Raw genomic sequence first — 15,777 nt, 5'->3', positions numbered from 1 at the left:
TATAAAACCGCCAAAAGGCGCTTTGCAATGGAAGTAAGAGATTTGGCAATAGCCCTTATCGTTGTACAATGTGGCGGCGATCCAGGCTTGCTCTTTAAAACATAATAAATGGCCGGAATATTCTTCCGACCATCACTGGATTAAATCTGGCCCTTTTTCTTTAAATCAATGATCGAAATCTAAACAATCCCACAAATCCCTTAATCGTGTCTTTATATTTTCTTAAAAACCAAATCTGCAACTTGCGTTTGCTATATTTATAGCAAAGCAGGTACATTATGAATTCATACTCATTACAAGGACAAATAGCATTAGTTACAGGTGCCGACAGCGGAATCGGCCAAGGCGTATCATTAGAACTGGCTAAAGCCGGAGCAAAAGTGATTATTAATCATGTTGACGCGCATGAGGTAGCCCAGTTAACTGTCGATGAAATAAAAGCTGCCGGTGGTGAAGCCTATGCTATTCATGCCGATGTGAGTAAAGAGGACGAAGTAAAAGCTATGTTTGCCGAAACGTTTCAACAATATGGCACTGTTGATATACTGGTAAATAATGCCGGGTTGCAGCGCGATTCAAAGTTTGTGGATATGACGCTGGAACAATGGAATACAGTGATCAGCATCAACCTAACCGGCCAATTCCTTTGTGCTCGTGAAGCGGCTAAAGAGTTTATCAGAAGAGGAGTAGTTGAAGGCAGGAGCAAGGCAGCGGGTAAGATCATTTGTATGAGCAGTGTGCACGAAGTGATCCCTTGGGGAGGCCATGTGAATTATGCTGCCAGCAAAGGAGGCGTAATGATGCTGATGAAAAGCATGGCCCAGGAACTGGCTCCGCATAAAATACGGGTGGTAAGCATCGGGCCGGGGGCTATTGAGACACATATTAACCAGGCTGCATGGAGCTCTCCGGAAGCTTTGAAAAAGCTACTTACTCTAATACCTTATAATCGACCAGGGGTGACAGAAGACATCGGTAAGCTGGCCGCCTGGCTGGCATCTGACGAAGCCGATTATATTACCGGCACTACCATATTTATGGATGGAGGAATGACATTGTATCCGGGTTTTGCGGATAATGGTTGAGCAGTTTGTAATGCTCTATTATCAAAACTCCCGCTTTTGTTGTGCTCTTTCCGCCTTTGTCGGTGTTGTCACCAACAAACCGCGAATCACTTTTTGGAGCAGAAATGCCCGTAAACCAATTTTTGCTGGTGACAACACCAACAAGAGACGCTGGTAAATAAGCTTTAAAAAGGGACTGATTTATTATCTATATCATATTTTTGGCAATATATTGCGTGTTTGTCCTCAATTTGCCGATAATAGATAAGTGCTTTTGTAAATTATTTATTATCAAAAACTGCTGTTTGTCATCAAATTGCAAGGAAATTGTTAAAAAATTTACTTATTGTATAAAATACACTAAGTATTCTCAAAAATCTTTGCCATAATGTAAAAAACACACTAAGTATTCGCTTCTATTTTACGAAAAAACAAAAAACACCCCTAACTTTATAAAATAATTATAAAAGTTACCTAATATTTTAAAATTTAGCAACTACAGTGTATTTTTGTTGCGGATTTAAAATTTAAGACAATGAAAAAATTATTTATAACCGCTGCAATCGCTACTTTGTTTAGCGCAAGCGTATTTGCCGATGGCACCAAAAAAGATAAAGCTGATGTGAATGTTTCTTACACAGTTTTAAACCAGTTCAATGCTGATTTTGCTGATGCTACTAATGTAGTTTGGACTGTTAATGGTTCTTTCCAGAAAGCTGACTTCGTTGCTGATAACGTTAAGAAAACTGCTTTCTACAACCTGAGTGGCGAATTCGTTGCTTTAACCCAGGATGTTGATGCTAAAGCTATTCCTGCTAAAGCTTTGAAAGAAATCAACGAAAACTACAAAGGTTACAATGTTAATGAAGTGATCGTTATCCAAAACAACACTGAGTTAAACCCTGATGCTGATGAAACTGCATACTTTGTTGACCTAAAAAACGACACTAAAGAAGTATTAGTAAAAATTACTTCTGACGCACACATTGCATTTTACAAACAAGTTAAGTAATTGTAAAATTGTTGCTAAAAAAGCCGCCCGATACCTCGGAGCGGCTTTTTTTATGCTTTTTACGCAGAATAATTAAAACAACTTATACCCCTCAGGCATTTATAAAGGATAAAAAAACTCTTGATATGCCTAAAACCATAATTGTTTCAAACCGGCTGCCGGTAAAGATCCAGGAAAATAATGGCGAATACGCGCTGTTACCAAGTGAGGGTGGATTAGCAACCGGCCTGGGATCTATCTATAAACAAGGTGACAATATATGGATAGGATGGCCCGGACTTGAAATTACTGATGATGCCGTTCAGAAAAAGATCACCAAACAGTTAAAGGAGCAAAGCTTACTACCTGTATTTCTGTCACAGGAAGAAATCAGCGAATATTACGAAGGCTTTTCAAATGAAGTGCTTTGGCCTGTTTTTCACTATTATGCCTCAACCTATGCCAACTATAAAGAATCGAACTGGGAGTTTTACCAGCAGGTAAACGACAAATTTAAGCAGGCTGTATTGAATATCGCAAAGCCCGGAGATACCATTTGGGTTCATGATTACCAGTTAATGCTATTACCAAGCCTTATAAGAAAGGAAAGCCCCGATCTTTCAATAGGTTTCTTTCTGCATATCCCATTCCCATCTTATGAGATGTTCAGACTGATACCCTGGCGTGCTGAATTGATGAACGGCCTTTTAGGTGCCGACCTGGTTGGCTTCCACACTTTTGACGATGTACGCCATTTTATCAACGCATCTACCAGGATATTACCGGTGACATCATCGGCCAATATCATCACCGATGGTGAACGCTCTGTGGTTGCCGAATCGTTCCCGATGGGTATTGATGATAAAAAATATGCCGCATTAACCCACGATCCTGAAGTAAAAAAAGATATCAAGCTAATTCATGATACTTTTAAAAATACTAAGCTTATTGTTACTATCGACAGGCTTGATTACAGTAAAGGTATCCTGCAACGGCTCCAGGTGTTTGAATACATTTTAGAACATTACCCCCAATACCGTGAAAAGATTGCGTTATACATGGTTGTCGTACCATCCCGCGATACTGTCCCGCAATATGCACAGCTGCGAGACCAGATAGATAAGAGAGTAGGCACAATCAATTCTGTATATCGTACAATGGATTGGGTGCCCATCCATTATTATTATCGTTCAATGCCAATAGAAATGCTGTCGGCTTTGTATTTTAGTGCGGATGTCTGCCTCGTAACGCCAATGCGTGACGGTATGAATTTGGTGAGCAAGGAATACGTGGCCAGTCGCGTAAACAATGATGGCGTACTTGTTTTGAGCGAAATGGCAGGAGCGTCAAAAGAATTGATAGACGCACTTATTGTTAATCCTAATAACACCGTCGAGGTAGCGCAAACGCTTATACAGGCCATCAATATGCCTGTTGAGGAGCAGAGAAAACGTATGGTGCAGATGCGGCAAATGGTTTCCAAATTCAATGTGTCGCATTGGGTAAAAATATTTATGGATAAGCTGAATGAAGTGAAGCAATTACAGCGCTCCATGTTGACACGTTACATAGGTTCGGCTACCGAACAATCTATTATTAGTCGTTACACCAAAACGCAAAAGCGGATCATATTCTTAGATTATGATGGTACATTAGTCGATTTTAAACCGGTTATCGATCAGGCAGTTCCAGACGAAGACCTGTATACCATAATCAACCAATTGACAGAAGACCCGGCAAATCATGTTGTGTTGATCAGCGGCCGTAAACACGATATCCTGGGCGAATGGTTTGCCGACCATAACATAGACCTGATAGCTGAACATGGCGCCTGGTTTAAAAAACAGCATTCCGGCTGGCATAAACTTCCGGGGCTTTCGGCACAATGGAAACATGATATTTTCCCGGTACTGGAAACCTATGTTGACCGCACACCAGGTACATTTATTGAAGAAAAATCATATTCATTGGTTTGGCACTATCGTAAAGCACAAAAAGGTTTGGGCGAATTAAGGGCGAATGAATTAATGAATACCCTTAAGTATATCACCAATGATAAAGGCCTGCAGCTATTGCCTGGCGACAAGGTAGTCGAAGTAAAGAATATGGAGATCAACAAAGGCAAGGCAGCTTTAACTATGGTGGATGGCGATAAATATGATTTCGTCATGGCTTTGGGGGATGATTATACCGACGAAGATATATTCAAAGCATTACCCGATAGTGCCATCACTATAAAAATAGGAAGTAACGTTTCTGCGGCGAAGTTCTACCTGCGCACACCATTTGAAGCGCGCAGATTATTGAAAACACTTGCCGAAAATAGCTTTGTAAAACATGGATAGACTTTTTTGGTCATTGGTCATTAGTTTTAAGAGTGTTAAATTGCATAATCGAATGACTAGTGACTAATGACATGCAATATGGCCAGCCTTAACTTCATTGCGCCTTTTTTTATCATCGAAAACCTGCAAACTTCAGTTACATTTTATGTAGATAAGTTGGGTTTTGATATCCAATTTATAGGCCCCGAAGGTGATCCTTATTTTGCCATCGTGGGTCGCGACGGCGTTTGGATCAATCTTAAAGCAATTACTCCGGAAATAAAACCTATTCCGAATCATACCCGCCACGAATGGGCTCGTTGGGATGCCTATATTTCTGTGGATGACCCGCAAGCTTTATTTGAGGAATATAGCTCAAAAGATATTGCTTTTCATCAATCACTTATGGTTAATAGCGATAATTTACTCGGCTTTGAAATTGATGACGCAGATGGATATAGATTGTTCTTTGGGCGACCAAATGCAAATTAAGACAACACCACGCCTTCATCCTTAAAGAAAAATCGGCCTGTCCAGTTTCATCGCTATGCGGTAAGCCGCATTCATCAACCCCACATGGCTATACGCCTGCGGAAAATTACCCCATTGGCTGCCGTCATTTTCATCTACATCTTCGCTAAAAAGTAACAGGTGATTAGAAAATTGCAATAGGTTTTCAAATTCTTTCAATGCATCATCAATGCGTCCAACTGTTGCCAAGGCCTCTACATACCAAAAGGCGCAGATTAGGAAAGTAGCTTGCGGTTTACCAAAATCATCTTTGTATAAATACCTGTAGAATAATCCATTAGATGCTTTTAACTCTTTCTCTAGTGCAGCCAGATGATCCTTTGCCCGTTTTGACGCAGGATCCAGGTAATTCATCATGATAAGCTGCAATGTACTGGCATCAAGGTTAGGGTTGCCCGCCGAATTGGTATATACTTTTCTTTTCGCATCATAACAGCTTTCGATGTGTTTTGCAGCACGTTTTTTTAATGAAATGGCCTTTTTTGTCAAAGCTTTATGCTCGATAGTACGCGCCATCTTCTCCGCTGCATTGGCCCCGGCCCACTGGAAAAGGTTGCTGTAACAGTGAATGTTGGCCATATTACGGAACTCCCATATCCCGGCGTCTTTCTCATCAATCGTCTTTTCTATTTTGGTAAGCAGGTAATCGACCCAGCGTGCGGAATCCTTTCTTTCCGAAAAAATAAAACGGTGATCAGTATATAAGGGAAGGACTGAAATAAGCACCTGTCCGTAAATATCATTCTGGATGTGCTCATATGCCTGGTTACCTACACGCACCGGCTGATTACCCATATAGCCATCCAGGTCGTCCAGTATTCTTTCTGTTAAGCGTTTTTGACCTGTGATACCGTATAAAGGTTGATATCTAAAATCCTCGGAAAAAGAAATATCCGTAACATAATTAAAGTATTTCTCCATCTCCTCAAAATGGCCAATGTGGTTCAGTGAGGTGATGACATAATAGGTATCACGCAGCCAGCAATAACGGTAATCCCACGTACGTCCGCTACCAGGCGACTCAGGCAAACTGGTGGTACTGGCAGCGATAATGGCACCTGTATCCTCGAACTGGTGTATCTTAAGAGCCAGCGCCGAACGGATCACATAAGGCTGATAAAAGGTAGCGATAGAGGAGTGCTTGATCCAGGTTTGCCAGTAACGGGTAGTTTCATGAAGAAAACGGTCTGCGGTGGTAATTAACGGTGCTTCCAGAGGCTCTCCGTAGGTCATCACCAGGTATTTGCATTCATTCAGCACAAAGGCGTGTTCGTCAAAAATATAACTGATCGGAATATTGGTAGTCAGCCGGATATTTTCATCACCACCTAAATATTGGATGTGATTGCTGCCGCGATTTACTTGCAATTTAATCTCACCATACTCCGAAACAGGCTGGCATTTCACCTTGATACGTGGAGAGCCATCTATTGCCTCAATTTTTCTTATAAGCATCAAAGGTTTATAATAACGCTGGTTCTGGTAAAAACGGGGGGCGAAATCTGTTATGCGGTACATGCCACCGCTTTTTACAGTTATTTCTGTCACCAATATATTAGTATTCTCCTGGTAGTATTGATGAGACGTAAAATCTCCCTCAGGTAAAATCGAGAATTCGCCGCCTTTTTTCTTATCGAGCAGTCCTCCGAAAATAAAGGTGCTGTCAAAACGGGGCCAGCAAAGCCAATCGATATTGGTATTCTTATTTACATGTGCCAGAAATGCGCAATTGCCTATTATTCCTGTTTCATAAGTGTGTCGTGCCATCGGGTGTGTATCAGCTTTAAGGTTTCTAACTAGCTTCAACAATAATTTCTGTATAATGTTGATGTAAATTTTATTCTACAATGTATATATGTTTGATAGATATTTTGCAATTTGCATTGACAATGTCGGCAACGGCAGTAATTTTATAACTTTAAATAAAACTTATAAACCATTAAATTTTAATTCATATGAGCTTACGACTAGGCGATGTGGCCCCAAACTTTAAGGCCAAAACCTCACAGGGAGAAATAGATTTTTATGAATACCTTGGCGACAGCTGGGGTGTATTATTTTCGCACCCGGCAGATTATACACCGGTATGTACTACTGAATTAGGCAAAACGGCTTCATTAAAAGATGAATTCGATAAGCGTAATGTGAAAGTAGTTGCACTAAGTGTCGATTCGGTGGAATCCCACAAAGGCTGGATCAATGACATCAACGAAACGCAGGATGTAGAAGTGAATTTCCCGTTAATAGGGGATGAGAACCGCGAAATTGCCCTGGCTTATGATATGATCCACCCAAACGCATCACTAACTGCTACTGTGCGTTCATTGTTTGTTATTGCGCCGGATAAGACCGTAAAACTGACTATTACTTACCCGGCATCAACAGGCAGAAACTTCCAGGAAATATTGCGCGTGATAGATTCTTTGCAGCTTACAGCCAAATACAGTGTTGCTACACCAGCCGACTGGAAAGATGGCGAAGACGTAATTGTGGTGCCTGCAATTAAAACTGAAGATATACCTGCTAAATTCCCTAAGGGACACAAGGTTATCAAATCTTATCTGCGCACAACGCCTCAACCAAATAAATAATTTTTATTTTTTAAATAATTTTATATATTTGAAAAACGGGTTAATATTATAATGCTTTCTGCGAGTTAAAACCAATTTTATTCCAGTTTGCCTTTAGTTTTTAATCTTATTACAAATTTTTTTTTAACAGTATTAATAATTATGAAAACTGGAAAAGTAAAATGGTTTAACACACAAAAAGGCTACGGTTTTATCATTACCGATGAAGGCAAAGATCTTTTTGTACATTTTAAAGATGTACAGGGAGGAGTAAATGCCATTAAGGATAATGACAGCGTAGAGTATGATGTGGAAGAAGGCAGAAAAGGATTACAGGCGGTAAAAGTGAAAAAGATATAGATTAAACTTATTCTGATTTTTAGAACCTCTGCAATAGTTTGCAGGGGTTTTTTTATGTGAGAATGAATAATTATTTAAATTAGCCCGGCCAACTATTACAATTTATGTCTGAAACTGCTTCCCTAAAACTTACCCGCAACGCTGTTTTACTGGTATTGGTAGCCTCATTAGGTTACTTTGTTGACATCTATGACCTTGTAATTTTCTCTATCGTCCGTGTTAAAAGCCTGCATGATATCGGTGTAGCCGATGGCGATGCAAACCGACTAATGGGTGTGCATATCATCAATATGCAAATGCTGGGACTATTATTGGGTGGAATATTCTGGGGCATACTTGGTGATAAGTTGGGCCGCATTAAAGTTTTATTCGGATCGATATTATTATACTCTATAGCAAATTTCGCCAATGGCATGGTACATGACGTAAATATGTACGCCATTATCAGATTTATAGCGGGCGTTGGCCTTGCTGGAGAATTGGGAGCTGGTATTACATTGGTTAGCGAAACCCTAAGCAAGGAAAACAGGGGATACGGAACCATGTTGGTTGCAGTTATTGGTCTTTTAGGCGCTGTAGCGGCAGCAATGGTGAGTAAATATGATTGGCGTACTGCTTATTATGTCGGAGGCATCTTAGGCATTGTTCTGCTTTTGTTGCGGTTGGGGACTTTTGAATCCGGAATGTATAAGACGGTTGCCAAAGCTTCCGAAGTATCTAAAGGGAATATGCTGATGCTGTTCACCAACTGGAAGCGTTTCTATAAATACCTATGCTGCATATTTATCGGGGCGCCGTTATGGTATGTGGTGGGTATTTTGATTACGCAATCGCCTGAAATTGGAAAAGCTTTGGGAGCAAAGGAAACGCTAAGCGCCGGCACAGGTATACTTTACAGCTATGTGGGGATTTCTGTAGGGGGAATCTTTGCTGCAATATTGGCTCAACTTACCAAATCAAGAAAACTGACAATGCTCATTTACCTGATATTATCCGCACTGAGTGTTGTAGCCTATTTAAGTGCTAAAGGCATTACCAACAGCCAATTTATCTGGCTTTGTTTCTTTATGGGTTTTGCTGTAGGGTATTGGGCCACATTTGTGACGATTGCTGCAGAGCAATTTGGCACCAACATTCGTTCGACCGTTACCACAACAGTTCCCAATTTCATCCGTGGATCATTAATACCGATTAATGCCCTTTTTAATGTGTTCGTATTGCATTATGGGATGATCAATAGTGCTTACATCATGATGGCTATTCTTACCGTTCTGGCGTTATTCTGCCTGAGCCAATTAAAAGAGAGCTTCCATAAGGATCTGGATTATGTTGAGGTTAGTTAATTTGACAACCACTTAACCTAATCAACCATTCAACCCAATCAACTAATTAACTACCTTTGCCCCGATGATCAGTAAGGAACAAGTAGCTGAAGATTATCGGCTAATACAGGATGAAATATGCTCGGCCCTTGAGCAATGCGATGGTAAAGCACGCTTTGAAGAAGAATTATGGGACAGGGAAGGTGGGGGCGGCGGTCGTACCAGGATCATTCAAAACGGAAATATTTTTGAAAAAGGCGGGGTGAATTTTTCAGCCGTTTATGGTCAGCTGCCTCAGACTATGAAAAAAGCCTTGAATGTAGATCAGGAAGATTTTTTTGCAACGGGCGTTTCCATAGTTATTCATCCAAATCACCCAATGGTGCCGATTATTCATATGAATATCAGGTATTTCGAAATGCCGGGTTCGGAAGTAAGGTGGTTTGGCGGCGGAATTGATCTGACACCTCATTATGTTTTCGAGGATGATGCTAAGTATTTCCACAATAAACTAAAAACTGCCTGCGACAGTTATCATTATGATTTCTATCATCGTTTCAAACTTTGGGCGGATGATTACTTCTTTATCAAACATCGAAATGAGACACGTGGCATAGGCGGCATATTTTATGATCGACTGACGGCAACTGACGAATTAAGCTGGGAGCAGGTATTCGAATTCTCAAAAGCAGTAGGGCGATCTTTCGCACCTGTGTATACCGAATTGGTTAATCGTAACCGCAATAAAAATTTCACTGAGCAAAATCAGCTATGGCAATATCAGCGTCGCAGCCGCTACGTGGAATTTAACCTGGTATATGATGCAGGAACGAAATTCGGACTTGAAACCAACGGGCGCATTGAATCTATTTTGATGAGTCTACCGCCAACAGCTAACTGGGTATATAATTTTCATCCTGAACCCAATAGCGAAGAAGAAAAAACGTTAAATTTATTAAAGAAGGGGATTAATTGGGCATGATGAGGAAACCTGGATTTGTCGTATTGTTGTTTGTTTTAACAATTACCGCGTCGTCATTTATTGCGAAGCGATCATTGCAAGGAGCATGGGAGTATGCCGGCGGTATCTATAACGGCAAAAAGGAGGGAGCGCCGACTGATTATAGGCTTCAACGCAAATATGATAAAGAGCATTTTGAGTCATATTCCATCGATAGCGCCGCCGCACCTGAAAAATATGAAGCCGGTGATTATGTACTTCATGGCGATACCTGCATAGAAACGCAAACCTTCAGCGGACCGCCGACAAAAGTATTGAATATACCCATCCCATATCTCTATACCATTCGGAATGATACACTTACGCTGAAGGCCACTTTGCCCAGCGGAATGGTAATTGAAGAGTATTGGAAACGCATGAAATAATCAAGCCTCCTGCCACGTTATCTATATTCAAGTTGTTACCTGATTTACTCACATTTCGCCCCGAATGTGTATAAAAAAGCTGCCTCAAAACGAAGTATTTTTTTAACTTCGCAGGTCGGTAAAAAAGCATTTTAAACCCGCAACTAAAACCAGAAGATTCTACATAAAAGAAAATGGCTGACGAAACAGGAAACGGAAACAATCCGGGAGAAGACAGAATAATTCCAATAAATATTGATGAACAAATGCGATCAGCCTACATTGACTATTCAATGTCGGTTATCGTATCCAGGGCATTACCCGATGTCCGCGACGGCTTAAAACCCGTTCACAGGCGTGTGTTATTTGGCATGCTTGATCTTGGGCTAAACAACAATAAACCCACAAAAAAATCTGCACGTATTGTCGGTGAGGTGATGGGTAAGTACCACCCGCACGGCGACTCGTCGGTTTACGATACTATGGTGCGTATGGCGCAGGATTTCAGCTTACGATACCCGCTGGTGGAAGGCCAGGGTAACTTCGGTACCATAGATGGTGACAACCCTGCGGCAATGCGTTATACAGAGGCAAGGCTGCAAAAGCTGGCCGAAGAAATGCTGGCCGATATCAACAAGGACACGATCGACTTCCAGCTCAACTTTGACGACTCGCTGGAAGAACCTACTGTATTGCCATCAAAATTTCCTAACCTGCTGGTTAACGGTGCATCCGGTATCGCGGTAGGTATGGCTACCAATATGGCGCCGCATAATTTAACAGAAGTTATCAACGCCACTATGGCCTTTTTAGATGACCGCAACATCGAAATATCGGAATTGATGAAACACGTCAAGGCCCCCGATTTCCCTACAGGTGGTATTATTTATGGGTATGAAGGCGTGCGCGACGCCTTTGAAACCGGTCGCGGACGTGTGGTATTGAGAGCCCGTGCCGAGATTGAAACTTATAATAACGATCGTGAGCGTATTGTTGTAACCGAAATACCTTACCAGGTAAATAAAGCGATCATGATTGAGCGTACTGCCGATCTGGTCAACGAGAAAAAGGTCGATGGTATCACCGCTATCCGAGATGAATCTAACCGCGAAGGTATCCGTATCGTTTACGAGATCAGGAGAGATACTAATGCAGCCATCGTACTGAACAACCTGTATAAGTACACTTCGCTGCAAACATCATTCAGCGTAAATAATATCGCACTAGTGCACGGCAGGCCAATGATGCTCAACCTGAAAGATCTGATCCATCACTTTGTGGATCACAGGTTGGATGTTATCGTTCGCCGTACCAAGTTTGAACTTGCTGAAGCTGAAAAACGTGCGCATATCCTCGAAGGTTTACTGATCGCACTGGATCATCTGGATGAAGTTATCGCCCTGATCCGCGCTTCAGATACGCCGGAATCAGCCCGTGACGGACTGATGAGCAAATTCGGCCTGAGCGAGATACAGGCGCGTGCCATCCTGGATATGACCCTAAGAAGGTTGACAGGTCTGGAACGTGACAAGATCAAAGCTGAATATGCCGAACTGATGAAGCAAATAGAATACTTAAAATCTGTTTTGGCTGATCAGGGTTTGCAAATACAGATCATCAAAGACGAGCTTACTGAGATAAGAGAAAAATATGGCGATGAGCGCAAAACAGAAATTGTGCATTCATCTGCCGAAATGATGACCGAAGACTTCATCGAGGATGAAGATGTGGTGATCACTATCTCTCATGAAGGATATATCAAACGTACCCCGCTGACTGAATACCGCAGACAGGGCAGAGGCGGTAAAGGCGCTATCGGCAGCAACAGCCGCGATGAAGACTTTATCGAGCACCTGTTAGTGGCATCGAACCACAACTATATGTTGTTCTTCACAGAAGCCGGTCGTTGCTTCTGGTTGAGGGTATTTGAAATTCCGGAAGGCACACGCACATCAAAAGGTCGTGCAATCCAGAACATTATCAATATTCCGAAAGAAGAAAACATCAAAGCCTTTATCAAGCTTACAAGCCTGAAAGACCAGGAATATTTAGAGAATAACTTCATTATTATGTGTACCCGCAAAGGTACCATTAAGAAAACCTCATTAGAGGCTTATTCCCGTCCGCGTGCTAACGGTATCAACGCCATCAATATCAATGAAGGCGATATGCTGCTGGAAGCCAACCTGACCAGCGGAAGCAGCGAAATTGTAATGGCGCTGAAATCGGGTAGGGCGATTCGCTTTAATGAGTCAACTGTTCGTCCGATGGGCCGCACTGCAACAGGTGTTCGCGGTATCAGCCTTGAAGATGAAAACGATGAAGTAGTAGGTATGATCAGTATCGATAACCCTGAAACGACTGTGCTGGTGGTTTCTGAAAAGGGCTATGGTAAACGTACCGATATTGACGACTACCGTGTTACCAATCGGGGCGGTAAAGGTGTTAAAACGCTTAACATTACTGATAAAACAGGAAAACTTGTTGCCATAAAAGGTGTTACAGATAAGGAAGATCTGATGATCATTAATAAATCAGGTATCATTATCCGTATCGCTGTAAGTGAATTGAGAACCATGGGACGTGCTACGCAAGGAGTGAGGCTGATCACTTTTAAAGGAGATGATGAGATCGCTTCAGTAGCAAAGATCGAGCATGACGAAGACGAGGAAGCACAAGACAACGTTGAAGGAACTGAAAACCCGGATACTGATACCGAATCTTCAACTGGCGAAGAAACTGAATAAAAATATGGCTGGCCGCAAGGTAATTTTACTGCTTTTCATATCGTTATTTTCTGCTTCCATAGCTTTTGGTCAAACAGAAGTATTTAAAAGTGTGGTCAATAACCTGGCTTTTTATAAGCAGAAGAAGGACCTGAAATACTTAACCAGTGCTAAAAAATCGGTCGATAGCTTGATCAAAACGCATTCTGACTCAGTCGATCTGCAGAAGAATATGTATAAAGCAGTTGTTTATTGTAGTATCGTTTATATCGACTCGACCAATAAAACAAAACAGCCGGCAAATTTCTTTGATCAGACACGCCGTCATCTGGATAAGCTGCTGGCTAATAAGAAGAGCTACAAATATCAGCCCGAGCTCGATTATTGCAAAAACTGTATAGCCAATGTTTATTTGCGCCAGGGTTTTGAATACATGCGGATGTCGGATTTTAACAACGCCATCGCAACATTTCAAAAAGCCAAGAAATATGCACCCGACTACAAAAATCTGAACGCATATATCGCCTACGCCAATAACAGGCTGGGAAACTTACTCGATGCCGGTAAATATTATACCGATCTGCTAAAGACCGACAGCACAAAAGCCGAATATATCGAAGCTGCTTCAAATACGTTTAAAGCGATAGGGGATACTTCCAAAGCATTACAGATATTACAAAAAGGGAGAAAGCACGTGCCCGATGATAAATTTTTACTGCTTGATGAGGCTAATATTTATAATAATAAGCGCGATTATCATGCTTTAGAGCCTTTATTGCCGAAATTATTGGATGAAAATCCAAATAATGAAGAGGTTGTTTATATCAGTGCTAATTGTTATGATCATTTAAATAAATTTGATAAAGCAGAATCACTATATTTACATGCCATTGAATTGAACAGTTCTTTATATGAACCGGTGTATAGTCTTGGTGTTCTGTACTTTAAGATGGGTGTCTTGAAACACAATAATGATAGTGTGAAAGATATTTCCAGGGCAGGGCAGTGGCTCGAGAAGGCATCTGAAATGAACCCCAATGATGTTAAAAGCCTGCAATTACTGCAAATGGTTTATCAAAAAACAGGCAACCAGGACCAACTGGACCGGGTAAGCGAAAAACTTAAATTAGTAACCAATCAATAACACATGAAAATCAAATTTTTATTGACAGGCCTTTTAGGGGTGATCACCATAAGTGCATTTGCTCAAAAAGGTGAGTTAAGTAATGCTCAATCGGCATATGAAAAATACGATCCGCTATCAAGAGCAAATTTTACTCTTGCGAAGCCATCATTAATGGATGCAAAAACAGCTATTGATAAAGCCGCAGCAAATACTAAAACAGCTACATTGCCACAAACTTACGCTTTAAAAGCAGCAATTTATGCATCACTGGCTGCTCATGAGGCCGACGCATCTGCTGCAGCAACCGAAACTTCAACTTCAGAAGAAGCGATTGCCAAAGCGAAAGAAGCCGATACCAAAGGTGAATTTAAAGGTCTTATTGATCACGCCAGCCGTGAATTGGCTCAGATACAACTAGATAAAGGTGTGAAGGCTTACCAGGCGAAGAATTATGATGAGGCTTACAACGCTTTTGTGGCTGAACAAAAACTAATACCGGGCGATACTACTGCAATGCTTTATGCCGGGGTATCAGCAGCCAATGCTAAAAATTATCCTAATGCTATAGAAAACTACAAAAAGTTACTAGCTACAGATTATAAGGATAAGGAAAAAATATATATGGATATGCCAATCCTTTACATGTTAAATAAGGATACTGCTAATGCAGTAAAGGTTGCAAGTGAAGCTACTTCAAAATATCCAAATAATGGTGATCTGCGTAAAGCTGAAATCGAAACAAGCCTACAGGCTGGTCAGCAGGGTGATCTTGTTACCAAAATTGAAGCCGCTATTAAAGCTGACCCGAACAACAAGAAGCTGTATTATTATGCAGGTTTGACATACTCACAAATAGCTGAAGGTCAACAAAAAGAAGTAACAAAATTGCAAAAAGCTGATAAAGCTGCTCAGGCTAAGGTGAAGGCTGGAGCGAAATTTACACCAAATCCACAGATTGCAAAGATACAGGCAGATCGTGCAACAAACTTTGCAAAGGCAGCAGAAGCTTACAAAAAGGCTGTAGATATGGATCCTAATTATTTTGAAGCTGTATTGAATCTGGGTTATGTAACCATGGCGCCGGCTATCGATCAATATAATGCTGCTCAGTTCCTGAACGATCAGAAATCATACGATGCAGCGATGAAAAAAGCTGCCGATCAATTTAACCAGGCTAAACCATATTTGTTAAAGGCTGTTGAATTGAAACCGGATTCCAGAGACGCATTGACAAATTTGAAATCTTATTATCTGGGTGTTAAGGATACCAACAACGCCAACGATATCCAAAAGAAAATTGATGCTTTGCCTGCAGGCAAGTAATCGGTAAGGGAAGATATTTAGAAGGGCCTGTAAACAAGCGGCCCTTTTAAATTCAGCTATTACTTAACATAATAT

General features: G+C 41.2%; 13 protein-coding genes. 12 read left to right on the top strand and 1 reads right to left on the bottom strand.

Annotation, left to right across the window (positions count from 1 at the left end):
* Positions 1–278 precede the first annotated feature (278 nt).
* The 4 genes from VIM89_RS24045 to VIM89_RS24030 all read left to right on the top strand — a co-directional run bounded on the left by VIM89_RS24045 (position 279) and on the right by VIM89_RS24030 (position 4,871).
* The gene (locus VIM89_RS24045) at positions 279–1,085 is read left to right on the top strand and encodes an SDR family oxidoreductase (RefSeq protein WP_488158740.1); all 807 of its coding nucleotides are present in this window, start codon (positions 279–281) and stop codon (positions 1,083–1,085) included.
* A gap of 514 nt (positions 1,086–1,599) precedes the next feature.
* Positions 1,600–2,076, top strand: a complete 477-nt coding sequence (locus VIM89_RS24040; protein WP_488158739.1) for a hypothetical protein — start codon at positions 1,600–1,602, stop codon at positions 2,074–2,076.
* Between the two features lie 125 nt (positions 2,077–2,201).
* Positions 2,202–4,400 carry a bifunctional alpha,alpha-trehalose-phosphate synthase (UDP-forming)/trehalose-phosphatase gene (locus tag VIM89_RS24035; RefSeq protein ID WP_488158738.1) on the top strand — a complete coding sequence of 733 codons (2,199 nt, stop codon included), beginning with the start codon at positions 2,202–2,204 and terminating at the stop codon, positions 4,398–4,400.
* Between the two features lie 78 nt (positions 4,401–4,478).
* Entirely contained in the window at positions 4,479–4,871 is a 393-nt protein-coding gene (locus VIM89_RS24030; protein ID WP_488158737.1) for a VOC family protein, read from the top strand.
* A gap of 21 nt (positions 4,872–4,892) precedes the next feature.
* Here VIM89_RS24030 and VIM89_RS24025 read toward each other — a convergent pair whose 3' ends face one another.
* On the bottom strand, positions 4,893–6,677 hold the full coding sequence (locus tag VIM89_RS24025; protein WP_488158736.1) for a glycoside hydrolase family 15 protein: 1,785 nt from the start codon (positions 6,675–6,677) through the stop codon (positions 4,893–4,895).
* A gap of 188 nt (positions 6,678–6,865) precedes the next feature.
* Between VIM89_RS24025 and VIM89_RS24020 the strand changes: the two genes are divergently transcribed.
* From VIM89_RS24020 to VIM89_RS23985, 8 genes are all read left to right on the top strand, one after another.
* On the top strand, positions 6,866–7,501 hold the full coding sequence (locus VIM89_RS24020; RefSeq protein WP_488158735.1) for a peroxiredoxin: 636 nt from the start codon (positions 6,866–6,868) through the stop codon (positions 7,499–7,501).
* A gap of 141 nt (positions 7,502–7,642) precedes the next feature.
* Positions 7,643–7,840: a cold-shock protein gene (locus VIM89_RS24015; protein ID WP_302899783.1), complete on the top strand. Its 198-nt coding sequence runs from the start codon at positions 7,643–7,645 to the stop codon at positions 7,838–7,840.
* 104 nt (positions 7,841–7,944) lie between these two features.
* Positions 7,945–9,183 (top strand): MFS transporter, encoded by a 1,239-nt coding sequence (locus VIM89_RS24010; protein WP_488158734.1) that lies wholly within the window; start codon positions 7,945–7,947, stop codon positions 9,181–9,183.
* Between the two features lie 64 nt (positions 9,184–9,247).
* A complete protein-coding gene (hemF, locus tag VIM89_RS24005; RefSeq protein ID WP_488158733.1) occupies positions 9,248–10,144 on the top strand; it encodes an oxygen-dependent coproporphyrinogen oxidase in 897 nt (298 codons plus the stop codon).
* On the top strand, positions 10,141–10,548 hold the full coding sequence (locus tag VIM89_RS24000) for a hypothetical protein (RefSeq protein ID WP_488158732.1): 408 nt from the start codon (positions 10,141–10,143) through the stop codon (positions 10,546–10,548). The genes hemF and VIM89_RS24000 overlap by 4 nt, the downstream gene beginning before the upstream one ends.
* A gap of 173 nt (positions 10,549–10,721) precedes the next feature.
* Positions 10,722–13,274 (top strand): DNA gyrase subunit A, encoded by a 2,553-nt coding sequence (gyrA, locus tag VIM89_RS23995; RefSeq protein ID WP_488158731.1) that lies wholly within the window; start codon positions 10,722–10,724, stop codon positions 13,272–13,274.
* The gene (locus tag VIM89_RS23990; protein WP_488158730.1) at positions 13,213–14,397 is read left to right on the top strand and encodes a tetratricopeptide repeat protein; all 1,185 of its coding nucleotides are present in this window, start codon (positions 13,213–13,215) and stop codon (positions 14,395–14,397) included. The genes gyrA and VIM89_RS23990 overlap by 62 nt, the downstream gene beginning before the upstream one ends.
* A gap of 3 nt (positions 14,398–14,400) precedes the next feature.
* Entirely contained in the window at positions 14,401–15,702 is a 1,302-nt protein-coding gene (locus tag VIM89_RS23985) for a tetratricopeptide repeat protein (protein ID WP_488158729.1), read from the top strand.
* Positions 15,703–15,777 lie beyond the last annotated feature (75 nt).

The organism is Mucilaginibacter sp. (assembly GCF_036568825.1).
GTDB lineage: Bacteria > Bacteroidota > Bacteroidia > Sphingobacteriales > Sphingobacteriaceae > Mucilaginibacter.
The sequence above is the reverse complement of the archived record's forward strand: the minus strand, read 5'-3'. Positions and strand labels throughout refer to the sequence as shown.